Source organism: Micropruina glycogenica (assembly GCF_900289045.1).
In the GTDB taxonomy this organism is placed as follows: Bacteria; Actinomycetota; Actinomycetes; order Propionibacteriales; family Propionibacteriaceae; genus Micropruina; species Micropruina glycogenica.
Genome location: NZ_LT985188.1, coordinates 444,392 through 467,319, shown reverse-complemented (window position 1 = coordinate 467,319; position 22,928 = coordinate 444,392). Strand labels below are relative to the sequence as shown.

General features: G+C 69.2%; 33 protein-coding genes, 1 tRNA gene and 1 pseudogene. 14 read left to right on the top strand and 21 right to left on the bottom strand.

The features are described 5' to 3' along the window. Window positions 1-71: 71 nt before the first annotated feature. Together MPLG2_RS02145 and MPLG2_RS02140 are read right to left on the bottom strand one after the other, a co-directional pair. Entirely contained in the window at window positions 72-407 is a 336-nt protein-coding gene (locus MPLG2_RS02145; RefSeq protein WP_105184718.1) for an ArsR/SmtB family transcription factor, read from the bottom strand. 20 nt (window positions 408-427) lie between these two features. Continuing rightward, complete coding sequence (locus MPLG2_RS02140) at window positions 428-832, bottom strand: arsenate reductase ArsC (protein WP_105184717.1); 405 nt, start codon at window positions 830-832, stop codon at window positions 428-430. A gap of 95 nt (window positions 833-927) precedes the next feature. On the opposite strand from MPLG2_RS02140, the gene MPLG2_RS02135 reads away from it, so the two are divergent. Beyond that, entirely contained in the window at window positions 928-1,593 is a 666-nt protein-coding gene (locus tag MPLG2_RS02135; RefSeq protein ID WP_105184716.1) for an arsenate reductase/protein-tyrosine-phosphatase family protein, read from the top strand. Beyond that, a pseudogene (locus MPLG2_RS19785) lies at window positions 1,590-2,245 on the top strand (arsenate reductase ArsC). The gene MPLG2_RS02135 and the pseudogene MPLG2_RS19785 overlap by 4 nt, the downstream one beginning before the upstream one ends. 694 nt (window positions 2,246-2,939) lie before the next feature. Here MPLG2_RS19785 and MPLG2_RS02120 read toward each other — a convergent pair. Next, window positions 2,940-3,020: transfer RNA gene (locus MPLG2_RS02120), tRNA-Leu, on the bottom strand. A 266-nt stretch (window positions 3,021-3,286) separates the two neighbouring features. On the opposite strand from MPLG2_RS02120, the gene mgrA reads away from it, so the two are divergent. Continuing rightward, window positions 3,287-4,327 carry an L-glyceraldehyde 3-phosphate reductase gene (gene mgrA, locus MPLG2_RS02115; protein ID WP_105184714.1) on the top strand — a complete coding sequence of 347 codons (1,041 nt, stop codon included), beginning with the start codon at window positions 3,287-3,289 and terminating at the stop codon, window positions 4,325-4,327. 219 nt (window positions 4,328-4,546) lie between these two features. Then, the gene (locus MPLG2_RS02110) at window positions 4,547-5,272 is read left to right on the top strand and encodes a hypothetical protein (protein ID WP_158680793.1); all 726 of its coding nucleotides are present in this window, start codon (window positions 4,547-4,549) and stop codon (window positions 5,270-5,272) included. 24 nt (window positions 5,273-5,296) lie between these two features. On the opposite strand, the gene MPLG2_RS02105 is transcribed toward MPLG2_RS02110, so the two are convergent. Further along, the gene (locus MPLG2_RS02105; RefSeq protein ID WP_197710043.1) at window positions 5,297-5,452 is read right to left on the bottom strand and encodes a hypothetical protein; all 156 of its coding nucleotides are present in this window, start codon (window positions 5,450-5,452) and stop codon (window positions 5,297-5,299) included. A 32-nt stretch (window positions 5,453-5,484) separates the two neighbouring features. Beyond that, complete coding sequence (locus tag MPLG2_RS02100; protein WP_105184712.1) at window positions 5,485-6,159, bottom strand: SDR family NAD(P)-dependent oxidoreductase; 675 nt, start codon at window positions 6,157-6,159, stop codon at window positions 5,485-5,487. 108 nt (window positions 6,160-6,267) lie between these two features. Between MPLG2_RS02100 and MPLG2_RS02095 the strand changes: the two genes are divergently transcribed. The 5 genes from MPLG2_RS02095 (at window position 6,268) to MPLG2_RS02075 (ending at window position 8,314) form a co-directional block, all read left to right on the top strand. Beyond that, complete coding sequence (locus MPLG2_RS02095; protein WP_105184711.1) at window positions 6,268-6,741, top strand: FABP family protein; 474 nt, start codon at window positions 6,268-6,270, stop codon at window positions 6,739-6,741. A 98-nt stretch (window positions 6,742-6,839) separates the two neighbouring features. Next, entirely contained in the window at window positions 6,840-7,025 is a 186-nt protein-coding gene (locus MPLG2_RS02090; protein ID WP_105184710.1) for a hypothetical protein, read from the top strand. After that, window positions 7,022-7,456, top strand: coding sequence for a rhodanese-like domain-containing protein (locus MPLG2_RS02085; protein ID WP_105184709.1), 435 nt, complete (start codon window positions 7,022-7,024; stop codon window positions 7,454-7,456). Before MPLG2_RS02090 ends, MPLG2_RS02085 begins: the two co-directional genes overlap by 4 nt. 31 nt (window positions 7,457-7,487) lie before the next feature. After that, window positions 7,488-7,859, top strand: a complete 372-nt coding sequence (gene trxA / locus MPLG2_RS02080) for a thioredoxin (RefSeq protein ID WP_105184708.1) — start codon at window positions 7,488-7,490, stop codon at window positions 7,857-7,859. After that, window positions 7,859-8,314, top strand: a complete 456-nt coding sequence (locus tag MPLG2_RS02075) for a hypothetical protein (RefSeq protein ID WP_105184707.1) — start codon at window positions 7,859-7,861, stop codon at window positions 8,312-8,314. Before trxA ends, MPLG2_RS02075 begins: the two co-directional genes overlap by 1 nt. Before the next feature lie 36 nt (window positions 8,315-8,350). Here the strand turns inward: MPLG2_RS02075 and MPLG2_RS02070 are convergent, their stop codons facing one another. Next, a complete protein-coding gene (locus MPLG2_RS02070; protein ID WP_425543121.1) occupies window positions 8,351-8,653 on the bottom strand; it encodes a metal-sensitive transcriptional regulator in 303 nt (100 codons plus the stop codon). Between the two features lie 70 nt (window positions 8,654-8,723). On the opposite strand from MPLG2_RS02070, the gene MPLG2_RS02065 reads away from it, so the two are divergent. Further along, entirely contained in the window at window positions 8,724-9,059 is a 336-nt protein-coding gene (locus MPLG2_RS02065; RefSeq protein ID WP_105184706.1) for a metal-sensitive transcriptional regulator, read from the top strand. A 64-nt stretch (window positions 9,060-9,123) separates the two neighbouring features. On the opposite strand, the gene MPLG2_RS18785 is transcribed toward MPLG2_RS02065, so the two are convergent. From MPLG2_RS18785 to MPLG2_RS19205, 3 genes are read right to left on the bottom strand one after another with little or no spacing between them, the layout of a single operon-like run. Further along, complete coding sequence (locus tag MPLG2_RS18785) at window positions 9,124-9,291, bottom strand: hypothetical protein (RefSeq protein WP_173909590.1); 168 nt, start codon at window positions 9,289-9,291, stop codon at window positions 9,124-9,126. A 2-nt stretch (window positions 9,292-9,293) separates the two neighbouring features. Continuing rightward, window positions 9,294-10,085, bottom strand: a complete 792-nt coding sequence (locus MPLG2_RS02060; protein ID WP_231935752.1) for an NAD(P)/FAD-dependent oxidoreductase — start codon at window positions 10,083-10,085, stop codon at window positions 9,294-9,296. After that, complete coding sequence (locus tag MPLG2_RS19205) at window positions 10,051-10,245, bottom strand: tryptophan 7-halogenase (protein WP_231935751.1); 195 nt, start codon at window positions 10,243-10,245, stop codon at window positions 10,051-10,053. Before MPLG2_RS19205 ends, MPLG2_RS02060 begins: the two co-directional genes overlap by 35 nt. Before the next feature lie 126 nt (window positions 10,246-10,371). Here MPLG2_RS19205 and MPLG2_RS02055 point away from each other — a divergent pair, with 126 nt between their 5' ends. Then, window positions 10,372-11,994 (top strand): FAD-dependent oxidoreductase, encoded by a 1,623-nt coding sequence (locus tag MPLG2_RS02055; RefSeq protein WP_105184705.1) that lies wholly within the window; start codon window positions 10,372-10,374, stop codon window positions 11,992-11,994. A 101-nt stretch (window positions 11,995-12,095) separates the two neighbouring features. On the opposite strand, the gene MPLG2_RS02050 is transcribed toward MPLG2_RS02055, so the two are convergent. From MPLG2_RS02050 to MPLG2_RS02015, 8 genes are all read right to left on the bottom strand, one after another. Then, window positions 12,096-13,439, bottom strand: a complete 1,344-nt coding sequence (locus tag MPLG2_RS02050) for a DNA polymerase IV (protein ID WP_105184704.1) — start codon at window positions 13,437-13,439, stop codon at window positions 12,096-12,098. Then, entirely contained in the window at window positions 13,439-13,963 is a 525-nt protein-coding gene (locus MPLG2_RS02045) for a dihydrofolate reductase (RefSeq protein WP_105184703.1), read from the bottom strand. Before MPLG2_RS02045 ends, MPLG2_RS02050 begins: the two co-directional genes overlap by 1 nt. Beyond that, a complete protein-coding gene (locus MPLG2_RS02040; protein ID WP_197710042.1) occupies window positions 13,960-14,658 on the bottom strand; it encodes an esterase/lipase family protein in 699 nt (232 codons plus the stop codon). Before MPLG2_RS02040 ends, MPLG2_RS02045 begins: the two co-directional genes overlap by 4 nt. Next, window positions 14,655-15,557, bottom strand: coding sequence for an alpha/beta fold hydrolase (locus MPLG2_RS02035; RefSeq protein WP_105184702.1), 903 nt, complete (start codon window positions 15,555-15,557; stop codon window positions 14,655-14,657). The genes MPLG2_RS02040 and MPLG2_RS02035 overlap by 4 nt, the downstream gene beginning before the upstream one ends. Before the next feature lie 6 nt (window positions 15,558-15,563). Next, window positions 15,564-16,358 carry a thymidylate synthase gene (locus MPLG2_RS02030; protein WP_105184701.1) on the bottom strand — a complete coding sequence of 265 codons (795 nt, stop codon included), beginning with the start codon at window positions 16,356-16,358 and terminating at the stop codon, window positions 15,564-15,566. Window positions 16,359-16,360: 2 nt separating this feature from the next. Continuing rightward, window positions 16,361-16,948, bottom strand: coding sequence for an RdgB/HAM1 family non-canonical purine NTP pyrophosphatase (gene rdgB / locus MPLG2_RS02025; protein WP_231935750.1), 588 nt, complete (start codon window positions 16,946-16,948; stop codon window positions 16,361-16,363). 70 nt (window positions 16,949-17,018) lie between these two features. Next, window positions 17,019-17,744, bottom strand: a complete 726-nt coding sequence (rph, locus tag MPLG2_RS02020) for a ribonuclease PH (protein ID WP_105184699.1) — start codon at window positions 17,742-17,744, stop codon at window positions 17,019-17,021. 51 nt (window positions 17,745-17,795) lie between these two features. After that, window positions 17,796-18,263, bottom strand: a complete 468-nt coding sequence (locus tag MPLG2_RS02015) for an OsmC family protein (protein WP_105184698.1) — start codon at window positions 18,261-18,263, stop codon at window positions 17,796-17,798. A 94-nt stretch (window positions 18,264-18,357) separates the two neighbouring features. Here MPLG2_RS02015 and murI point away from each other — a divergent pair, with 94 nt between their 5' ends. Together murI and MPLG2_RS02005 are read left to right on the top strand one after the other, a co-directional pair. Continuing rightward, on the top strand, window positions 18,358-19,155 hold the full coding sequence (murI, locus tag MPLG2_RS02010) for a glutamate racemase (RefSeq protein ID WP_105184697.1): 798 nt from the start codon (window positions 18,358-18,360) through the stop codon (window positions 19,153-19,155). Further along, window positions 19,152-19,778 (top strand): thermonuclease family protein, encoded by a 627-nt coding sequence (locus MPLG2_RS02005; protein WP_158680792.1) that lies wholly within the window; start codon window positions 19,152-19,154, stop codon window positions 19,776-19,778. Before murI ends, MPLG2_RS02005 begins: the two co-directional genes overlap by 4 nt. A gap of 134 nt (window positions 19,779-19,912) precedes the next feature. On the opposite strand, the gene MPLG2_RS02000 is transcribed toward MPLG2_RS02005, so the two are convergent. Next, a complete protein-coding gene (locus MPLG2_RS02000) occupies window positions 19,913-20,098 on the bottom strand; it encodes a hypothetical protein (RefSeq protein ID WP_105184695.1) in 186 nt (61 codons plus the stop codon). Between the two features lie 15 nt (window positions 20,099-20,113). On the opposite strand from MPLG2_RS02000, the gene MPLG2_RS01995 reads away from it, so the two are divergent. Further along, window positions 20,114-20,302 carry a hypothetical protein gene (locus MPLG2_RS01995; protein WP_105184694.1) on the top strand — a complete coding sequence of 63 codons (189 nt, stop codon included), beginning with the start codon at window positions 20,114-20,116 and terminating at the stop codon, window positions 20,300-20,302. Between the two features lie 142 nt (window positions 20,303-20,444). Here MPLG2_RS01995 and MPLG2_RS01990 read toward each other — a convergent pair whose 3' ends face one another. From MPLG2_RS01990 to MPLG2_RS01980, 3 genes are read right to left on the bottom strand one after another with little or no spacing between them, the layout of a single operon-like run. After that, entirely contained in the window at window positions 20,445-20,684 is a 240-nt protein-coding gene (locus MPLG2_RS01990; RefSeq protein ID WP_105184693.1) for a hypothetical protein, read from the bottom strand. Continuing rightward, on the bottom strand, window positions 20,675-22,621 hold the full coding sequence (gene feoB / locus MPLG2_RS01985) for a ferrous iron transport protein B (RefSeq protein WP_197710041.1): 1,947 nt from the start codon (window positions 22,619-22,621) through the stop codon (window positions 20,675-20,677). Before feoB ends, MPLG2_RS01990 begins: the two co-directional genes overlap by 10 nt. Beyond that, the gene (locus MPLG2_RS01980; protein WP_105184692.1) at window positions 22,618-22,845 is read right to left on the bottom strand and encodes a FeoA family protein; all 228 of its coding nucleotides are present in this window, start codon (window positions 22,843-22,845) and stop codon (window positions 22,618-22,620) included. Before MPLG2_RS01980 ends, feoB begins: the two co-directional genes overlap by 4 nt. Window positions 22,846-22,928 lie beyond the last annotated feature (83 nt).

Below are 22,928 nucleotides of genomic sequence, written 5' to 3'. Positions count from 1 at the left end.
CCAGCCAGCGGCTGCGGCGCCGAGCAGCGTCCAGCGCCGGGCGGCGGTCCGGTCGGGTCTGGTCTGGGTGGTCACCGCCGGGCGCCGGCCAGCGCCGGCTCGGGGTCGACGGCGCAGCCGCACGCCCGGCTGTCGGGTACGGGGAGTGCGGCGTGGAGTCGGTCCATCGCGTCGTCGGTGAGTTGGTAGTCGATCCACCGGCCACGCCGGGTGCCGACGATCAGCCCGGCCTCCCGCAGCACCTTGAGGTGGTAGCTCAGCAGGTTGGCCGGGATCTCGGGCTCGGTCCGCAGCTGGCACACGCACCGCTTCTCCTCCGACAGCTGGGAGATCAGCTGCCAGCGGATCGGGTCCGCGACCGCGGCCAGCAATGAGGTCGATACTTCAACCTGAATTGATGCAATCACGGCTGAAGTATAGACCCGATTCAGGCAGTGGGCAGCAGCTCCTGCAGGAGCGCCTCGACCCGGCCGCGGATCTCGTCGCGGATCGGCCGAACGGCATCGATGCCCTGGCCGGCGGGATCGTCCAGAACCCAGTCCTCGTACCGCTTGCCCGGATAGAACGGGCAGGTGTCCCCGCAACCCATCGTGATCACGACGTCCGAGGTCTTGACGGCATCAGTGGTGAGGATCTTCGGCTGTTCGCCGGCGATGTCGATGCCCTCTTCGGCCATCGCCTGGACGGCGACCGGATTGATCGCGTCCGCCGGTGCCGAGCCGGCCGACAACACCTCCACCCGATCGCCGCCGAGGTGGCGCAGGTAACCGGCGGCCATCTGGGACCGTCCGGCGTTGTGGATGCAGACGAACAGCACGGTGGGTTTGCTCATTCCTTGTGGCTCCTCGGTCGTCGGTGCCTCTCCCCGAGGCTTGACGACCACAATAGATCAGCTATTGTTGAGTCAACAAGCGTAGAGGTAAGCAGATGGGTGAACTGGAGTCCCGAGCTCAGGCGTACGCCGCACTGGGCGACCCGTCCCGGCTGGCGATCGTCGACCTTCTCGGCCTCGCCGACCTCGCCCCCGGCGAGCTGGGCGCAAGCCTGGACATCCCGACCAACCTGATGGCCCACCACCTCCAGATCCTCGAACAGGCCGGCCTGATCAGCCGCCGCCGCTCCGAAGGCGACGGCCGCCGCACTTACGTGCTCCGCACCCCCGCCTGCAACCGGCTCCTCGGCGCCGGCAGCCGGCTTCCCCGGCCACGAGGGGTCGCGTTCATCTGCTCCCAGAACTCGGCCCGGTCCCAACTCGCCGAGCACTACTGGCGCACGATCAGCAACATCTCCGCCACCTCCGCCGGCACCCACCCCGCCCCGCGCGTCCACCCCGACGCCATCACCGTGGCACGCCGGCACGGGCTCGATCTCACCCACGCCACACCCAAGCTCACCGGCGACATCCTCACCGGCGACGAACTCCTCATCGCGGTCTGCGACCGCGCCTACGAAGAACTCGACACCCAACCGCTGCACTGGTCGGTCCCCGACCCCGCCCGCGCCGGCAGCCCCGGCGCGTTCGAGACCGCCTACGACGAGCTCACCCGCCGCGTCGACCTCCTCGCGGCCAGCATCGAAGGAGACCGACCATGACCCTGCACCCCGTCTCGGAACGCACCTGGGAAAGCCTCCACAGCAACGAGAAGCTCGCCCTCCGGCAGGCAGCCGCCCGCCTGTCCGGGGAGTTCACCGGCCTCTACGGACAGCAGACCATCGAACGATTCCTCGCCAGCTCCTTCGACCAGTTCGCCGACCGCGCCACCATCACCAAGTTCCTGCCCCTGCTCGCCGAACGATTCGCCCGGCAACGCCTGCACGCCCTCGCCCGCGTCGAAGGACTCCACGCGGACGGCAAGCCCGTCGTGCTGTTCCTGTGCACCCACAACGCCGGCCGCTCCCAAATGGCCCTCGGCTTCTTCCAAGCCCTCACTGGCAACAAAGCCGTCGCCTGGTCCGGCGGCTCCGAACCTGGACTCGAGATCAACCCGACTACCGTCGCGGCCATGGCCGAACGCGGCATCGACATCGCCACGAGTTCCCCAAACCCTGGACCGACGAAACCGTCCGTGCCGCCGACGTCGTCATCACCATGGGCTGCGGCGACGCCTGCCCCATCTTCCCCGGGAAGCGCTACGAGAGCTGGGAACTCGACGACCCCCACGGTCAAGACCTCGACACCGTCCGCCGTATCCGGGACGAACTCGAACGCCGCGTCCGAACCCTCATCAGCTCACTCCAGCTCTGACGCACCGACGGTCGAAGCGACGCGAGGCGGCGCACCTGGTCCAAGCCCGCCCGCCCCGCGTCGAAGCCACCCGGTCTCGACCACCCCGGGCCTCCTGCTTACGACCCCATCCCCACTGCTCGGCCTCGTCAGCCCCCGCCACGGGCCGCTGCTCGACTCCTCACCACGCCCATCCCTCTCGGAATACACAATGTGCATTGCCGTGGGACAGTCCCCATCGGCCCGGTTTCAGGCTCCCGCGACAGCCCCCCTGCCGCTGACCGTGTACTGGGGCCCGGACGCGACCGCGGACCTGTCCACACCAGAGGTGTCGAGAAGGTCTACGAGAACCTCATCCGCGAAGGCACCAGCGACCTCCAAGAAGCCCTCCTAAACGTCGGGCTGCTCTCTCGTGTCTGGCCGCAGCTCCGGCTACCGGCTACCCAAACGGTGCCGCGACTCGTGGGAGGCACGCTTCCCCGAGTTGGCCGCCTAGCCATGCCCAGCTGGGACTTCCAGCGCACGGTGGCCGCGGTCATCCTCGACGTCACCCAGGAGGACGGGTTCGCCCTGGCTGGGTCGGGCGCTATTCGCGAGCACGGCTTGACGGACCGGCCGTTTCGCGGTCTACGTTGTTGCACGTATGTTGCACGTTTGGGCCCTCTGGGGAGGGTCTGAAGCTATTCGGCCTTGTCAGAGGCAACAAATCGACGAGTGCCGGAGAAGGGACTTGAACCCTCACGCCCGAAGGCACAGGAACCTAAATCCTGCGTGTCTGCCATTTCACCACTCCGGCGGCAAGGGTCAGTGTAAGGCCGGCCCTGCCCCACGGCGTCCGGCGCTGACCGACACGGGTCGTGATCATTAGTGGTATGTCTCTCAACTGGGTTGCCGTTTCGCGGTCGTTGAGTGCGTGCATCGCAAAGGCCGACGAGGGAGGGATACCGGGTCGTCTCTCGACGGAGGAGAACGCCGCGAGGTGCGTGCTCAGGCGCCGCGAAGTGGTGACTCATGTGGGAGACGCACCACTAGGCTCGAACCGACGATCGAAGGAGTTCACCGATGCCGCTGGAACCCACCTACCTGGCAGACGCCGACCGCTACGACGGCCGCATGCCCTACCGCCGCACCGGACGCAGCGGCCTGCTGTTGCCCGCCATCTCGCTGGGCCTGTGGCACAACTTCGGCGACGACGTGCCGTTCGCCAATCAGCGCGCCATCCTGCGCCGGGCTTTCGACCTGGGGATCACGCACTTCGACCTGGCCAACAACTACGGGCCCCCGTACGGGTCGGCCGAGACCAACTTCGGCCGGCACCTGCGTGAGGACTTCCTGCCCTACCGCGACGAGTTGGTCATCTCGTCGAAGGCCGGTTGGGACTTCTGGCCCGGCCCCTACGGCGACTTCGGCTCGCGCAAGTACCTGCTCGGCTCCCTGGACGCCTCGCTGCAGCGGATGGGCCTGGATTACGTCGACATCTTCTACCACCACCGCTTCGACCCCGACACACCCCTGGACGAGGCCATGGGCGCGCTCGACCACGCGGTGCGTTCCGGACGCGCCCGCTACATCGGCGTCTCGTCCTATTCCGGGCGGCGCACTCTCGAAGCGGTGTCGATCCTGCGCGAACTCGGCACCCCACTGTTGATCCACCAGCCGTCCTATTCGATGCTGAACCGGTGGGTCGAGGAGAACCTGCTCGACGTGCTCGGCGACGAAGGGGTCGGCTGCATCGCGTTCTCGCCGCTGGCCCAGGGCATGCTCACCGACAAGTACCTGAACGGCGTACCCGAGGGCTCACGCATGGCTCAGGACAAGTCGCTGTCACCCGACCTGCTGACCAAGCAGAACCTCACCCACATCAGAGCCCTGAACGAGATCGCGCAGGGCCGCGGCCAGAGTCTGGCGCAGTTGGCGCTGGCGTGGGTGCTGCGCGACGAGCGGGTCACCTCGGCGTTGATCGGCGCGTCCAGCGTCACCCAGTTGGAGAACAGCCTCGGAGCCCTGCAGAACCTCGAGTTCAGCGACGACGAACTCAAGGCCATCGACAAGCACGCGGTCGAGGGCGGCATCAACCTCTGGTCGGGCCCCGGCACCGCCTGAACGAGCAGTGCCACGATGACCAACCCAGCCGACACGCACACGACCACCACCCGGGCGATCGCTGCCCAAGGCTGATCTCCGCGAGGGCGCATTGAGGGCCGACAGCACTGCTCGACGCCGATTTGCGCCGACCAGGACCCCGGCGGGGGTGTTGTCGGCCGCGGGATTCCACCATCGGCCACGCCCGCAGATCCCCGCTGTCAGGATCGGCGTGCGGTGATGCAGCAACCGAGCGACGATCGTCCAGCCGGCGGCGCTGCTGGCCGCGATCGCGTCCGGCGTGTTCGGCATGATGATCGTGCTGTTCAGCCTGCCGCTGGCGCCGGGGTGCTGGACGTCGCCGCCGCGCAGGTGGCCGTCTGCCTGATCACCTGGGCCGGCGTCAGGCTCGACCGTCCCGGCTCGCGGGCGCCCCTGGGCCCGCAGGCCTGGGCCGCCACCGTCACGGTGATCGCGGTGCATCTGGTCGGCATCGTCGTCGCCGGCCCGGGTTCGCTGGTCCGCTGCCTTGGGTTCGCTGGTCCGCTGCCTGGGCTGGCCGGTCTGGCGGATGGTGGGCAGCGATGGCGCACCGGCCCTGCAGTGGTTCGGATCGGCCTCGGCCTGGCAGCCGCGGGGCTGCTGATGGCGCTCGTGCTGCGGGCCTGGCGCATCCCATCGCTGCGACCACTGGGGGTGGCGGTGGCCACCGCCTGGGTCGCGGAGTTGTTGCTCGGTCAGTTGATCGCCGGGCAGTTCACCGGCGACCAGGCCCGGCACTTCGGCCTGGCGGCGCTGTACTCGATGCTGGCCGGGCTGATCGTGTGGCTGCTGGCGCTGCTGGCCTCCGCCGGCTCGCCGACGTGGTCGGGCGGGCCGCCCGCCGAGACCCCCCACGCAGCCGGCGACGCCGGGGTGCCGGTGCCGAGCCGGTCCGGAACTCGGCCCGGATCGTCCTCGCCGTAGCGCGGAGGCGCCGCTCCCGGCGGTTCAGCCGGCCGGGTGGCCGATCACCTTCAGCAGGGCGGCCCGGAACTCAGCCGGACGCTCCAGGTGCGGTGAGGGGCCGACCACTTCGAGCACCACCTCGGTGACCGCGCCGCCGGCGGCGCGGTAGCCGTGCAGCACGTCCCGGGTCTGGGACACCATCTCCTGCGCAGGGGCCGTGCTGAACCTCGCTACTCGCGTCCTTCATCGAGAGGTATGAGCATCGTGCGAAACTGCCCCGGCGTGGTGTGCAGTTGCCAGATGCGGTCGGCGACCCCGTCGACGCCGCCCTCGATCTGCAGCTTCGGGATCGACCCCGGAATCACCAGCTGCACGACCCGAACACCCTCGTCGGCCAGAGCGTCGTGCAGCATCTGGCCGTACGCGCTCTCGGCGGGAAACGCCACCGACGTGCCAGCGAAGCCGGCTCGGGCCTGCACCGACGTGCCGCCGTTGATCAGCACGATCGTGCCGTCGCCGGCGGCGCGCATCGCCGGCAGCACCGCGCGAACCGCCGCGATCAGGCCGAGCGCCGAGAAGCGCAGCGCCTCCAGCGCGACCTCGGGGGTGAGGTCGAGCACCGGCTGCAGATACGCGCGGGACGGCAGTGGGCTGTACTGCAGGGCGGTGATCGGGCCGAGGTCGGCTGCGGCAGCAACCAGGGCCGCGCCCAGTGACTCGCCATCACGCACGTCGGCCGAATAGCCGCGCGCGGTCACCCCGGCGTCGGCCAGGTCGGCCGCCAGGTCGTCCAGCTTCGCCCGGTCACGCGCCATCAGCGCGATCGCGAACCCCTCGCGACCGAACCTGCGCGCGACCGCGGCGCCGAGCCCGGGGCCTGCTCCGACGACTGCCAACGTTGCCATCGACTCCTCCTTCTCTGCTTTCACCAACCTCGACCCCGAGCCTAGCCAGGTCCGGCGGACTTGCTCGGACCGCGCGTCGGCCCCCAGTGGCTCTGCCACAGTGTGAACATGACAAACGACTCGCAGCTGCGACGTCTGGTCGGCACCTGGCGCGGCGAGGGCCTGGGCTGCTACCCCACCATTGCCGACTTCGGCTACACCGACGAGATCACCTTCACCGACACCGGCAGGCCGTTTCTGCACTTCGTGCAACGAACCTCGATCGACGGCCAACCCAGGCACACCGAGACGGGCTATTGGCGCATGCCGAACCCGGACGCCGTCGAGGTGGTGATCGCACTGCCCAGCGGACAGGCCGAACGAGGATCCGGCACCTGCCGTACCGATGACGACGGCGCACTCGTGGTGCACACCGACGCTTCGGTGCAGAACACCCCGACCGCGAAGCGGGTCGACCGCGTTGTGCGCAGCGTGCGGGTCGAGGGAGACCGTATGCACTACGAGGTGTTCATGGAGGCCGTCGGGCAGGGTCTCGCCCTACACCTGTCGTCGGAGCTGACCCGCCAACCCAGCGGGGCCTGAGTCGCGTTCGGCTCGGGTGCAACTGGGGCCCGGGATTCGCCTTTCATATACCCCAGGGGGTATAGTGAAGGAAACGACCTCGACGAAGGAGACCTCCCATGTGCAGCCCCACCACCTGCCGGACCTGCGGCAAGACGACCTGGACCGGCTGCGGCCAGCATGTGGCCGCGGTGAAGGCACGGGTGCCGGCCGGCCAGTGGTGCGGTGGACACGCCCAGTCGGGTTCGACGGGGCCGTCCACGATCAAGGCGAGCTCCGGGCTGTTTCGAATCTTCGGCCGGTGAAACGGGCCGGACTCGCCGCTGCCCTGGTGGCCGCGGCGGTGCTGCTGACGGGCTGTTCCGGCGCGGCGGTGAGCACCACCGCAGGCCCCACGGCAACCGCCACCCCCGCCGCCGGTGCGAGCCTCAGCCCCAGCGACTTCGCGGCCGCCGCCAAACTGCCGAACACCGTGCTGCTCGACGTGCGGACCCCCGCGGAGTTCGCCGCCGGCCACCTGGCCGGGGCCGTGAACCTGGACGTCGAGTCGGCCGACTTCGCGCGGTCCGCGGCGGGCCTCGACCCCACGAGGAGCTACGCGATCTACTGCCGCAGCGGCAACCGCTCCAAAGCGGCGATGGCCGCGCTCAATCAGACCGGCTTCAGCCACCTGTTCGACCTCGCCGGCGGCATCGGCGCCTGGCAGTCCGCGGGCGGCGAGGTCGTCACCAACTGATCCACCCACAGCCACCAACGAAGGGCAACCCATGGCCACCACAACCCTCACCGCAGCGAACTTCGAGGCCACCGTCACCGGCAATCCCATCGTGCTGGTCGACTTCTGGGCGAGCTGGTGCGGACCCTGCCGGTCGTTTGCTCCCACCTTCGAGGCGGCGTCCACCAGGCACGACGGCGTCGTCTTCGGCAAGATCGACACCGAGGTCGAGCGCGAACTCGCCCAAGCCGCGGGCATCAGCTCCATTCCGACCCTGATGGCGTTCCGCGACGGCATCCTCGTGTTCCGCCAGCCCGGGGCCCTTCGCCCAGCAGACCTCGAGAACCTGATCGAGCAGGTCGAGGCGCTCGACATGGACGACGTCCGCGCCCAGATCGCCGCACAGCAGAGCGCCGGCGTCTGATGCCCGACGAGAGCCGCGAACCCGCCCGGTCGGAGCTGTTCGGCCCGCAGGGTCGAATCCCCACGATCGACGCGGTCGCGCTCGACCGGCAATCAGGCTTCACCGCCCTGCGCAAGGGGTGGCGGCTTCGCCACACGGTGGCGCTCGCGATCATCAGCCCACTGGCCTTCGCCGGCTACGCCGCAGCCCTGGGGGCGGGTTTCGCCCACCCCGTCTGGATCGTGCTGCTCGGCGCCATGTCGCTGGTGGCCGGTCTGATCGTGACCAGCTACCTGCCACTGCCGGGCAGCCGGCAAGCGGCAGCCTCGTCGTGCGGCCTGATGCCCGGCCTGATGGTGCCGGGCGTCGGCGTTCTGCTCGCTCAGGGCTCGGGCCTGCTCAGCGGCGTTTTCGCGCTGGCCATTCTCGGCCTCGGCCTGGTGCAGCGCCTGTCGGGAGCCTCCGCCTGCGGTTAGGTTCGTCGGTTGAGCTGGTCGGAACCACGGATCGGCTCAGGCCAGCGAGAGGAAAAGCTTCTCCAGCTGCGCGGTGTCCATGCCGGAGCCGTCGGGGCTCTCGGTCAGGCACTGGCGAAGACCGGTGGCGATCACGGCGAATCCGGCCCGGTCGAGCGCTTTGGAGACCGCCGCCAGTTGGGTGACGATGTCGGCGCAATGACGACCGTCCTCGATCATGCGAATGACTCCGCCGATCTGACCTTCGGCGCGGCGCAGCCGCTTGACCACCCCGGCCAGTTCGTCGGCGTCGAGCTGCATCGTGGCTACCCCCTCGGCATTGCGATCGAAGGAGATCATAGCCGTCGCCTTTCTCGATGCCCCCTTCGCGACTCTTCTGATACCCTAGGGGGTATCAGAAGGAGGGCCGATGACCACCCGAGCACCTGCGAAGACAGCCGCCGCGTCCGGCTCCGCGTCCGCCGGCCTCGACACGGTCAGCCTTCACCTCGACCCTGTTGAACTGGGCAGCGTGCTCGCCCGACTCAAGCGCGCGCAAGGCCAGATCGGCGGCGTCATTTCGATGATCGAGGGCGGTCGTGACTGTGCCGACATCGTTACCCAGATGGCGGCGGTCTCGAAAGCGCTTGACAAGGTGGGCTTCGCCTTGATCGCCGCGGGCCTGAAGCAGTGCCTCACCGAGCATCCGGACGGATCGGGCATGGACACCGCGCAGCTCGAGAAGCTCTTCCTTTCGCTGGCCTGAACACCGACCCGCTCGACCGTTGGAGCTTGTCGAAACCGCGGTCTCGACAAGCTCGACCAACGGTTCAGTGGTGGCCCTTGATCACCATGCGCATGATCCGGCTGTTGAACGACAGAAACCTGGTGAACTGAAACGGCAGGCTCTGCCGCATCTTCAGGGTCTTGGCGGTGGGCAGGGGCGACTTCGACAGGTCGGCGATCGGGTCCGATGCGGGTGCGGCGGGTTGCGTCATGATCACTCCGGAATGAACTGCCAGCCCGGACGGGCCTTGGCCTTGTAGAGAAACAGGTAGTGGAGCATCAGCTTCACCCAGTGCCCGTGCAGGCCGAGCTCGCCGCGGGTCTCGCGTTCGTCGCGTCCGGTGCGGTAGCGCTGGTAGTCGGGCACCACCGGCAGCATCGTCATGGCGGCCGCCGAGCCCCGGGTGAGGCCGGCGCCGGCCGAGGCGACGCAGGCCGCACCCATCCGGGCCATCGAGGCGGTGTGGGCCTCGACGTCGGCACCGTGCTTGATCCGGTCGGCGATGGTCATCGCCACGGTCTTGCCCATCACGCCCGACGGCATGCCGGTGCGTGGTGGCGAGGGCGCGATCATCGTGCCGTTGGCGGTCTTGTGCGGACGCGAGATCTGGTGCGGCGGGGCGAAGGCGATGCCCACCGCCCACAGGTTGTCGTAGCCCGGTGCCGCGTAGGTGGTGGGCCAGTCCTCGGCGCGCCACAGCTCGTACGGCTTGGCGGTGTAGTCGGCGTCCACCTTCATGAAACCGCTGGGCGCGAACAGCTCGGCGGTGATGTCGGCACCGTCGGCGTCGAACGCCTTCAGCGGCACGCCACCGAAGGGCGGGATCAGCATGGCGAAGTCGAAGCCGATGGTGTGGGCGGCGCCGTCCAGGGTCTCGTAGTGGATCAGCCCGTCCTCGACCTTCGACACGTGCGCGCCGAGAATGGCCTCCACACCACGCTCACGGAACAGCGAGCCCGTCCACAGTTCGCTAGTGGTCTGGAAGCCCTGCTGGTCGAACACCATGCCGCCCACCGACGCCGACCCAGATGTTCGACGGAATCCAGTTCCACTGCGAGTTCGGCGAGACCACGGTGACGCCGTGTTGGCGGCCCAGCAATCGGCGCAGGTGCAGCGCCGCCGTATGGCCCGACACCCCCGCACCCAGAATGACGACCTCGGCCATCACTACCCCTCCCGCCGGCAACACCGCCTGCGATTCGAGCATACCCACGGGGGTACCCAGCCGCAGCCGATTCAGCGATCTGCGATCGATGTGCCAGTCATACCCCCAGGGGTATAAGCTGCAACCATGAAAACAGTAATCATCGGTGGGGTCGCCGGCGGCATGTCCGCGGCGACACGGTTGCGGCGGCTCGACGAGAACGCACAGATCGTGGTGCTGGAGCGGTCCGGCCACGTGTCGTTCGCGAACTGTGGGCTGCCCTACTACATCGGTGACGTCATCACTGATCGCGACGCCCTGCTGCTGCAGACTCCGTCGAGCCTGAAGGCACGGTTCGGCATCGACGTGCGGGTCAACTCCGAGGCGCTCAGCATCGATCGCGGCGCCAAGTCCGTTGCGGTGCGCAACGTGGCGACCGGTGAGCAGTACAGCCTGAACTACGACTCCCTGATCCTGGCGCCGGGCGCCGCGCCGTTCGTGCCGCCCATTCCGGGCGTGGAGCGGGCGCTCACCCTGCGCAACATCGCCGACACCGACGAGATGGCCGCAGCGGTCGACGCTGCCCTGGCCCGACCCGAGCCGACCGCGGTGATCATGGGCGGCGGCTTCATCGGCGTCGAACTGGCCGAGAACCTCACCGAACGCGGACTAAAGGTCACCATCGTCGAGCTCGCCGATCAACTGCTCGCCCCGCTGGACGTCGAGATGGCGGCGCTGGTCGAGAAGCACCTGGTCAAGCAGGGCGTCGGCGTCATCACCGGCGCGTCGGTCACCGAGGTGTGCGCCGACTCGGTCGCGCTGTCCACCGGGGTCGTGCTGCCGGCAGACCTCGTGGTCGCCGCGATCGGCGTCCGTCCCGAGACCGGTCTGGCCGAGGCCGCCGGACTCGAACTCGGTGAGCGCGGCGGCATTCTGGTCGACGACCACCAGCGCACATCCGACCCGTCCATCTTCGCCGTCGGCGACGCAGTGGTGAAGCGCGACGTGATCAGCGGCGCCGAGGCGCTGGTGCCGCTGGCCGGGCCTGCCAACCGGCACGGACGCCTGGTCGCCGACGTCATCGCCGGACGCACCGTCGCGGCCAAGCCGGTGCTGGGCACCGCGATCGTGGGAGCGTTCGGGCTGGCCGCCGCAGCGACCGGCTGGACGGAGAAGCGCGCGCGTGCCGCCGGTCGGAAGGTGCGGGTGATTCACACTCACCCGGCCAACCACGCGGGCTACTACCCGGGCGCCGAGGGCATGAGCCTGAAGCTGGTGATCGACGCCGAGACCGACGCCATTCTCGGCGCGCAGGGCGTCGGTGGCACCGGGGTCGACAAGCGCATCGACGTGATCGCCACCGCGATGCGCGGCGGGCTCACCGCCAGCGACCTGGCCGACCTCGAACTCGCCTACGCACCCCAGTTCGGCTCGGCCAAGGACCCCGTGAACATGCTCGGGTTCATCGCCGAGAACATGCGCGACGGCCTGAGCGAGACCGTGCAGTGGCACGAGGTCGAGAACGAGGTCGGCGAGGGCGTCCAGCTGATCGACGTGCGCACCCCCGCCGAGTACGCCCGCGGCACCGTGGACGGGGCCGTGAACATTCCCGTGGACGACCTGCGCGAACGCATCGGCGAGGTTGCGCAGGACGTCATCGTGCACTGCCAGGTCGGCCTGCGCGGCTACCTGGCGGCCCGCACGCTGGCCCAACACGGACGTCGGGTGCGCAACCTCGACGGCGGCTACCGCACCTGGGCGCGGATCTGAGCTTCTGAGCGCTTCGCCGGCCACTTGACGTCGGTCGACTTCCACAGCTCCGAGGCGGCCGACGCAGTGGCCACTGACCCGCAGACCGCGGCGTAGGCGGGTCAGTCGTCTGCGGGTCGGAGCTGCGGATCATCCACCGCGAAGGTGCGGACGGGTCCGGGCCCGGTCTCGGCGGTCTCGAAGCGGACCGTGACCCGGCCCAGCCCGGCACCCCACACCCAACCCGGGCCGTGCTCGTCGTGCACCACGTCCATGCCCGGCCGGTAACCATCAGGGCGGCGGCGGGCCCACGCCAGCGACTCGGGCTGCTCGGTGGTGTCGGGCACAGCGTCGGGGTCGGCAACGACCTCGTCGACCTGCTCGGGTGCGTCGGTCTGCTCACCGAACAGCGCCTCCTGCGCCGATTCGGTCAACCCGGCCACGCCCACGCCCAGCAGCCGGACGCCGCGCAGCAACTCCACCTGGTCGAGCAACGCCCGCGCCACCAGGGTGATCACGGCCGTGTCGTCAGTAGCACCATCGAGGGTGCGCGATCGTGACAGCGTGGTGAAGTCGGGGTAGCGCGCCTTGAGCGTGATGGTGCGGGCGAACAGGTGCGCGGCCGACAACCGCCGGGCCACCGACGCCGCGTCACGGGCGATCACCGCGTGCAGCGCCTCGCGGTCGGTGACGTCGGTTTCGAAGGTGTCCTCCACCGAGATCGACTTGGTTTCGCGGTCGGGTTCCACCGGCCGGTCGTCGCGCGCGAACGCCAGCGCACCGATCCACTCCCCCTGCGACCGGCCCAGCTCACGCACCAGTTCCCGGCTCGACAGCCGCTGCAGGTCGGCGACGGTCGCCACCCCGAGTCGGGCCAGCTTCTCCATCGTCACCGGGCCGATACCGGGAATCGCGCGCGCGGGCAGCGGAGCGATCGTCTCGACCTCGGTGCCCGGGGCGACCAGCCGCACCCCGTCGGGCTTGGCCAACTCGCTGGCCACCTTCGCGATGAACTTGCTCGACCCGACCCCCACCGACGCGGTCAACCCACCGGTCGCCTCGGTGAGCCGAGCCCGCAACGTGGCCACTTCGGCCAGCACCGCCTCGGGCGCCAGCGAACGGTCACCGACGGCCAGGTCGACGAACGCCTCGTCGAGGCTGAGCGGTTCGACCAGCGGCGACAGTTCGCGCAGCAACCCCATCACGATGCCGCTCGCCTGCCGGTAGGCGCCGAAGCGTCCCGACAGAAAAGCCGCGTGCGGGCAGCGCCGCCGCGCTTCGTGCATCGGCATCGCCGACCGTACCCCGAACACCCGCGCCTCGTACGACGCGGTCGACACCACGCCCCGCTGCCCCACCCCACCGACGATCACCGGCTTGCCCCGCAGCGACGGCTTGTCGCGCTGCTCGACGGCGGCGAAGAAGGCGTCGAGGTCGAGGTGCAGCACCGATGCCTGCGCGCGCATCAGCCCTCGTCAACGGCCCTGCGGCGGTAGCGGACGAACGCGTAGCCGTCATGCCCGTCGCGGGCGATCTCGACCCACTCATCGGCGTCGACGGCGGGAAAGAACGCGTCGGCCTCGGGGCTCTGGTCGACCTCGCAGATGTCCAACTCCTGTGTCTGCGGCCAGGCCTCGCGATAGATCTGCGCGCCGCCGCCGATCCACACCGTGCGGCTGTGATCGGCCGCGGCCAAGGCCTCATCGACGCTGGTGACGAACCGCACCGTGGTGTTCTCGGGCAGTGCCTTTCGGCCGGCTTCGGACGCTCGCCACCTCGCGCCGGCCTCGGGGTCACGACTGATCACGATGGACGCGCGGCCCGGCAGCGGCCGTCCGATTGCTTCGAAGGTGGCGCGGCCCATGATCAGGGAGCAGCCGGTGGTGACCCGCTTGAAGCGCTGCCAGTCTTCGGGAATGTGCCAGGGCACGTCGCCCTGCCGGCCGATGGCGCCGTTGCGACCCACGGCCGCGATGGCCACCACGCTCATGGTCGCTCCTTCTCGAGTTCGTGCACGGCGTCGTGAATCGCCCGGTGCACACCCACGTCACGCAGCGGCCGAAAGTGGCCGCCGACCTCGAGGGTCACATTACGGGCTCCGGCGAGCTTGCTGCCTTCGGGAATCACTTGGTCGTGGGTGGGCAGCAGCGAGACGATGCGCGCGTTCACGTCACGCTGGGCCGACAGGTCGAGAATGGGCCGGCCGCGTGGCGAGAACACCCCCAGCGGTGAGCGGCGAAACACCGGCCAGGCCAACGACGAGCCGCCGAACGGCGTGCTCAGCGCCACCATGCCGCACACCCGGGCGCCGGCGTCAGGATCGAGCATCACCAGCTTGCCGATCAGCCCGCCCTTGGAATGAGCGACCAGCATGACCTCGGTGAGGCCACGCTCGGCCAGAAAGTCCGCAACGACCCGCGCGGAGGCGTCCAAGGGCGCACCGTTCGAGCCGAGGGCCGGCACGAAGTGCACCGGGTGGCCGTAGCCGTGCAGGGTTCTGGCCAGCGGTTCGAGGTACTGCCAGCGTTCCCAGATGCCGGGCAGCAGCACCAGGGGCGTGTGGTGGGCGGTGTCGGGGCCGGGTTCGGTCAAGGCGTCGGGGCTGCCGCCGGCCGTCAGCGCGTGCGCCCACCAGCCCACGCCGTAAGCCCAGTCGACCAGCCCCGCGAGGGCCTGCCGAATCATGCCGTGCCGATGCCGGCCAGTGCGAGCAACTCGTCAGCCAGCTCGCGAAAGCGGTCGTGCACCACCCCGTGCGAGGCGTCGGGAATGGTGATCACCGTGGCGTCGCGCACGTCGGCGGCCAGCCGTTCGCGCCACGGCTCGGGACTCACCCAGTCGTGCTCACCCCCGACGATCAGCAGCCGGGCCTTGGCGAGCGGCAGCCGTTCTTCGATCGGGTAGGCGATCACCTTCGAGGCGGTGTCGCTGATCCAGCGCAGGCCGGCTCGCCCGTACGACATGGCCGCAGCGATCGCGTTGCCGGTGGGTTCGTACATCGACGATTGCATGAAGCGCACCGCGACGTCGGTGAGCGACCGTTCGTCGGGCATCACCACCGGCCCCACCAGCATCGCCGCGCTCGAATAGCCGGGGTACTGGGCCAGAATCTCTGTGACCACCTGCGCCCCCATCGAATGACCGACCAGCAGCGGGTCGACCACCTGCAGCTCGTCCAGCGCGCGTTTGCACAGGTCGGCGAAGTCGACGATCGACAGCTTGCGCTTGGGCTTGGGCAGGTCGTGAAACCCGGGCAGGTCGAACAGCAGCACCCGTCCGTACGGGGCGAGCGCGTCGCTGAGCGGCACGAAGAACCGCGACGAGATGCCCAGGCCGTGCACAAGCGCGAACGTGGTGAGGTCGGGACGTTCGGCCTGCTCGGGGCGCATCGTCCAGAGTTCGTAGATGCGCACCCGGGCGTCGTCGTACTGGAACTCGTGCACGGTCATGCGCTCGAACGGCGACTTCTTGCGCGAGGCGATGAGCCGCTTCAGCGGGTCGACGATCGGCGAGCCGATCAAGCGCCGGCGCTTGTCGGGGAAGGGTTCGGTACGGGCCGGATCGTCGACCTCGGGGGTGGTCACCGGCGACTAGACCGCGATCGGCGCCTTGATGCCGGGGTGCGGGTCGTAGTTCAGCACCTCGATGTCGGCCAGGGTGAACGCGTCGATGGCCGTCACGTCGGGGTTGAGCCGCAGGGTGGGCAACGGTCGGGGTTCGCGGCTCAGTTGTTGGTCGGCCTGGTCGAGATGGTTCAGGTACAGGTGGGCGTCGCCGAGGGTGTGCACGAAGTCGCCGACCTGCAAACCGGTGACCTGGGCCACCATGTGGGTGAGCAGCGCGTAACTGGCGATGTTGAAGGGCACGCCCAGAAAGATGTCGGCCGAGCGCTGGTAGAGCTGGCACGAGAGGCGTCCGTCGGCGACGTAGAACTGAAAGAACGCGTGGCAGGGCGGCAACGCCATGTCGTCCAGATCGGCGACGTTCCAGGCAGAGACGATGTGCCGGCGCGAGTTCGGGTTGGTACGAATGGCGTCGATCACCCGCGCCAGCTGGTCGATGTGCCGGCCGTCGGGAGCCGGCCACGAACGCCACTGGTACCCGTAGATGGGGCCGAGGTCGCCGGCGGGGTCGGCCCACTCGTCCCAGATCGTGATGCCGTTGTCGTGCAGCCAGGCGACGTTGGTCTGGCCGCGAAGAAACCACAGCAGTTCTCCGAAGACGCTTCTGGTGTGCAGCTTCTTGGTGGTGACCAGGGGGAAGCCTTCGCGCAGGTCGAACCGCATTTGGTGGCCGAAGACGCTGCGGGTGCCGGTGCCGGTTCGATCGCCCTTCTCGACGCCGGTGTCGCGCACCAGCCGTAACAGGTCGAGGTATTGCTGCACCGCTAGCCCCTTTTCACCAGCCACTGCAGCATGGCCCGGACGGCCTTGCCGCGGTGACTGATCGCGTCCTTCTCGGCCGGTGAGAGCTCCGCGTTGGTGCGGGTGTTTCCTTCGGCCACGAAAATCGGATCGTACCCGAAGCCGTTGGCGCCGGCGGGGGTCGACACGAGGTGACCCTCCATCGTGGCGCGCAGCACATGCTCGGTGCCGTCGGGGGCGGCGTAGGCGACTGCGCACACGAACCGTGCGGTGCGATCGGCCGGCTCGGTGTCGGCGAGCTGGGCGATCAGCAGGTCGAGATTCTGCTGGTCGGTGGCGCCCCTGCCGGCCCAGCGGGCGGAGCGCACGCCGGGCATGTTGTTGAGCAAGTCGACCTCGATGCCTGAGTCGTCGGCGAGCGCCGGCTCGCCGGTGGCGTCACGGCAGGCGCGGGCCTTGAGCAGCGCGTTGCCTTCGAAGGTGCGTTCGGTTTCGGCGGGCTCTGGGTAGGTCGGCACGTCGGCGAGCCCGAGCACCGTCAGGTCGAGCTGCTGCTCGGCGACCAGCCGACGCAACTCGGCGAGCTTCTTGGCGTTGTTGGTGGCCAGCACGACTCTCACCGTGCGACCCCTGGCGCGAGTTGGGGACGGTTCCTAACTCGCGCCACCTGGTGCGGCACGTTCATCGGGCCAGGGCCTGCCGCTGCAGAGCCGTCAGGTCGGCGGCGCCCTTGACCCCCAGATCGAGCAGGGCGTCGAGCACCGCCCGGTCGAAGGGTTGACCCTCGGCGGTGCCCTGCACTTCGACGAATCGCCCATCGCCGGTGGTGACCACGTTGAGATCCACCTCGGCGGCCGAGTCCTCCACGTAGGCGAGGTCGAGCAACGGGGTGCCCTCGACGATGCCCACCGAGACGGCCGCGACCGAGTTGATCAGCGGTTCGCCCTTCAGTGCGTCACGGCCGCGCAGCCAGTCGACGGCGTCGGCCAGCGCTACATAGGCGCCGGTGATCGCCGCGGTGCGGGTGCCGCCGTCGGCCTGCAGCACGTCACAGTCGAGCACGATCGTGTTCTCGCCCAGGGCCTTGTGGTCGATGACCGCGCGCAGCGATCGTCCGATCAGGCGCGAGATCTCGTGGGTGCGCCCTCCGACGCGGCCCTTGATCGACTCGCGGTCGCCGCGGGTGTGCGTGGCGCGGGGCAGCATGGCGTACTCGCTGGTCACCCAGCCCAACCCCGAGCCCTGCCGCCAGCGCGGCACGCCCTGAGTCACGGACGCCGCGATCAGCACCCGGGTGCGGCCGAACTCGACCAGCACCGACCCTTCGGCGTGATCGAGCCAGTTGCGGGTGATGGTCACCGGACGAAGCTGGTCGGCGGCCCTGCCGTCGACGCGGGTGTAAGTCATGGGGTCCATCCCATTGCCTGCACGCCAGTTAGTCAAAGCGGACGCCGCTGCTCAGCCGGCTTCGACCACCGGTTCGATGCGCACGGCAAAGTTCACCGAGTTGGCGATGAAGCACCACTCGTGGGCGTCGTCGTGCGCGGCCGTGGCGGGTTCGACCATGGCCGTCTCTGCGACCCGAACCCGGGGCCGCAGCACCGCCTCGCTGAACGCGCCGCCGTTGCCCTTGGTCACCATGGTGGCCGACGCCTCGTCGATGTAGTCGGTCACCACCACGCCGCGCACCACGCACGCGTGCAGGTATGACAGCAGATGGCACTGCGACAGCGCCGCCAGCAGCAGGTCTTCGGGGTTCCAGCGCTCGGGATCACCCCGAAACGGCTTGTCGGCCGACCCGAGCAGCAGCGGCTTGCCGGCCACCTCGACGCTCACCGCGCGGTCGTAGTCGCGGTAGCCGGACGTGCCCGTGCCCCGGTTGCCGGTCCAGGTGGCGGTGAGGACGTAGCGATGCTGATCGGCCATGGGGCCAGCGTGCCCTACCGCGCCGAGAGTGTGCATGACTTGGCACAGCCCCCGGTGCCGAATCGTCCAGCCGTCAGCGCGGTAGGGTCGGGACGTGAGCGACACCACCGGCCCGATCGGCATTTTCGACTCCGGTTTCGGTGGCCTCACGGTGGCCCGCTCGGTGGTCGACCAGATGCCCAACGAAGACATCGTGTACCTGGGCGACACAGCCCGCGCGCCGTACGGCACCAAGAGCCTGCCCGAGGTGCGCGAGTTCGCCCTCGAATGCCTCGACCGGTTGGTCGACCGCGACGTGAAAGCGCTGGTGATCGCCTGCAACTCGGCCTCGTCGGCGGTGCTGCGCGACGCCCGCGAGCGCTACTCGGTGCCGATCATCGACGTGATCATGCCCGCCGCCCGGCGAGCGGTTCGGGTGAGCCGCAACGGCCGCATCGGGGTGATCTGCACCACCGCCACAGCCCAGTCGCGCTCGTACGACGACGCTCTGGCTGCGGTGCCCGACGTGGAGTTGTTCACCTCTGCCTGCCCGTTGTTCGTCGACTTCGTCGAGGCGGGGGTGACCGGCGGCTCCGACCTCGAGGCCATCGCTCACGACTACCTCGAACCGTTACGGCTGGCCGGCATCGACACCCTGATTCTGGGCTGCACGCACTACCCGCTGCTGACCGGCGTGATCAACTACGTGCTCGGCGACTCTGTCACCCTGGTGAGTTCTGCCGACGAGTGCGCCAAGTCGACTTGGACGACGCTGAACGAGTTGGGCCTGCTGCATCACGCACCGCGCGTAGCCACCCGCGAATTCTTGACCACCGGCAATCCCGAGCGCTTTCAAGGCATCGGCAGCCGCCTGATGGGCGGCTTCGTGAGCGAGGTGGGGGCGGTCTGGTGACCGGCCGCACGGCTCGTTGGCCAGTCTCTGCCGCGGCGGTGGTGCTGGCGCCGACGCTGCTGGCCGGTTGCCAACCCGACCCGCAGGTCGGCGCGTCGTCGCCGGGGCCGGTGGCTTCACGGGTCGGCGCCTCGGCGACCGCGACGCCTCGTCCGACTGCTTCGTCGACGCCCTCGACCGGCGGCAAGACTCTCACCGGAACGGTGCGCTGGGTGCTCGATGGCGACACCTTCGACCTTCGTGACAAGGCCAAACAGAACCACCGGGTGCGCCTGCTCGGCATCGATGCACCCGAACTGGACACCGACGACGCCAAGGCCCAGTGCGGAGCGGCAACGGCCAAGAAGGCGTTGACCAAACTGTTGCCGGCCGGAACGTCGGTCACGGTGAGCTTCGACCCGCGCGCCGACAACCACGACCGGTTCGGACGCGACCTCGGCTACGTCCGCACCTCGAAGACGGGTGACGTGGCGTTGAGCCTGCTGCAGCGCGGCATCGTCGCGTCGTGGTCGCCGGCCAGCAGTCGTCCGCCGTCTCGGAAAGCGACCTACGACGCCGCGGAGGCGAAAGCGAGAAACGCCAAGAAGGGCCTGTGGGCGGCCTGCGACAGCATCGGACGATGAGCGACCCCAGGCACGCTGGCGCGAGATGGGAACCGTCCCAAACTCCCGCCGATTGACGCCGTGGCGCGAGATAGGAACCGTCCCCAACTCGCGCCAATGGTCTCGAGAAGCCTCGACCAACGGCAGGGAGGCCGTCACTCAGCGAACCGACGACGGGTCACCACGATCACGCCGGCACCCAACGCTGCGAACGTGACAGCGATGCCGACCACGTACGCCAGCACCCCTACCCAGCCGCCTGAAACGGCCGGGTTCAAGAACGGGTACGGGTACCAGGGCGGCCGGCCGGTGACAGGGTTGATCGCCAACGGCCCGCGCACACCAGCATCGCCGTGGTGACGCACGCCAACGCGAGGCCCGCCGTACGCGTCAGCGTGCCCGGCCGCTGCACCGACGTCCACGCTATGGACGCCAGCACCAGTGCGGCGCCGAGGTTCGACAGCACGGTGAAGAAGCTGAAGAAGTTCACCACGGTGAGGCCCACGTCGCGGCCCAGGCCGATCGCGAGGCTGACGGATGCCTGAAACTGCGCCGCAGCGCGGCGATCATCAACAGCGCGGCAAAAAGGCGCACCCAGGGCCAGTTTCGCTGCAACACCGTGTCTCCCGATCGTCGTGCGCCGGCCTTCAACAGCCGGACGGGAACCGATCGTAAACCGACCAGCAGCTATCGACCCAGCGTGTCAGGGCGCGCACCGCAGGCCAACGTGCAATCGCCACAACGCGCACCCGACGCGCAGCCGAACTGCAGCTCGCACCGCTGCACCCTGCCCAGCCGCACCAGATGCGCGGCGGCGGCACGCACCACGTCGAGACGCAGGCCGGTGCGCTGCGCCACTTCGGTCAGCGACCCGCCGTCGGTCTCGAGAGCGTCCAGTACCACCGACACCGGCCCGGCTACCACCACAGGCTCCCGATCTGGAAGACCGCCACCGCCAGTGTCCAGGCGACCACGAGTTGCAGCCCGATGCCGAACACCGTCCAGCGCAGGCCGATCTCGCGCACCTGGGCGGCCAGGGTGGCCACGCAGGGGGTGTAGGCCAGCAGAAACACCATGAACGCCAGGGCGGCCGGTATGGGGTGCCCACCGGACGACTGGGCGAACTCGGCCGCGATGCGCTCACCCAGCGAGCCGGGATCGTCGCCCTCGGGCTCGTCGAGCGCGTAGGTCTGCGCCCACGAGCTGATCACGGCCTCTTTCGCCACGAAGCCGACCACCAGGGCCGAGGTGGTCTGCCACTGCGCGAACCCGGCCGGCGCAAACACCGGGGTGATCGCCTGCGCGGCCACGCCATACACCGAGTCTTCGACCGGCACGTCACCGAAGCCGCCGGCGCCGCGAGCGGGAATCGACTGCAGCAGCCAGACCGCGCACACGGTGACCACGATGATGCCCGAAGCCGTTTTCAGAAAGCCCTGCAGCCTTGTCCACGTCACCGCTGCAGTCAGCCGCAGGGTCGGAACCTGATAGACCGGCAGATCGATCACCAGGGGCTCGCTGCCCATGGTTCGCCACAACGTGCCGCGCAGCAGCAGCCCGGTGCCCACGACCAGCAGAATCGAGACCAGGTACATCGCGAACACCACGGTGCCCGCCCACTCGCGAAAGAACACCGTGCCGAGCATCACGTACACGGTCAGCCGGGCCGTGCATGAGGTGAACGGCACCAGCAGGGCCGTCAGTAGCCGTTGGCGTCCGTCGCCCAGAATGCGGGTGGCGCTGATCGCCGGCACGTTGCAGCCGAAGCCGACCACGAGCGGAAGAAACGCCTTGCCGGGCAGCCCGATCGCGCGCATCAGCCGGTCGGTGACGACCGCCGCGCGCGCCAGGTAGCCGGAGTCCTCGAGCAGCGCCAGCAGCACGAACATGAGCGCCATCAGCGGCACGAAGGTCAGCACCATGCCGACGCCGGCGATCAGGCCGTCGACCACCAGGCCCTCAATCCAGGTGCCGCTGAGGCCCAGAGCAGCAAAGCCGGCCAGTGCGCCGTCGGTGACCGGACCCGAGAACAACGAGTCGAAGAAGTCCTGCAGTGGGGCGGCGACCGTAGTGGTGACCTGAAACACCAGCCACATCACGCCCAGAAAGAGCAGCGGCCCGAGCACCCGGGCGGTCGCGACGCGGTCGATACGGTCAGACCAGGTGAGCTGCTCGGCGCCCGAGTGGTCGGCCGCAGCCTCAACCGCGACGGCCACCCAGACGAACCGCTCGTCGGCCTTGACCAGTTCGTCGGCGCAGCAGTCGTGCACGCGGCGCTTCGGCGGGTCGTCGCGCAACGCATGCGCCACCGCCACTTCAAGACCACGAAGGCCTGAGCGACGCCGTGGATCGAGGGCGACCACTGGGCAGCCCAGCGCATCGCTCAGCGCGACGGTGTCGACCTCGATGCCCCGCCGGGTGGCGACGTCGAGCATGGTGAGGGCCACCACCACCCGCTGGCGGTGCTCGCGCACCTGGCTCACCAGGTACAGGCTGCGGGCCAGATTGGCGGCGTCGACCAGCACGATCACCACATCTGGACGATCGTCGGCGAGCAGCAGATCGCGCGTGAGTTCTTCGTCGGGCGACAGTGCGTCGAGCGAGTAGGCGCCGGGCAGGTCGAGCAGGGTGCGCTGTTGCCAGGCACCGCGTGACACTTCGACGGTGGTGCCCGGCCAGTTGCCCACGGTGATGCGCGAGCCGGTGAGGGCGTTGAACAGGGTCGACTTGCCCGAGTTGGGAGCGCCGATCAGGGCCACCACCGGCGCACCCTCACCGGCGCCACCGGTGGCACTCGCGCAGTGACAGGTGGTGAGCGGCGCGGCCTTGCGCGTGCCGGTGGCCAGTGGCGCCGGCGTGGTCACGGCGCCACCTCGACAGCCACCGCGCGCAGCACCGACCCGCCCAGCGCGACCCGCGAGCCGGCGACGGCCACCACCCGTCCGCCGCCCGAACTGCGCCGCACGACCTCGAACGACGTGCCCTGCCGCAGACCCATGCGGCTCAACTGGCGAGCCAACGCCAGGGGTACGTGCACGACGGTCACGGGGGTTGCCAGCGGAGCGTCCGCGAGCGTGAGGGCGGTCATCGGGGGCCTCGATTTCACAAGAGTAAGTGATGCCTACCCTAAGAACAGAACGTCGAGTGCGTAGCCGAACGGACAGAACTTTC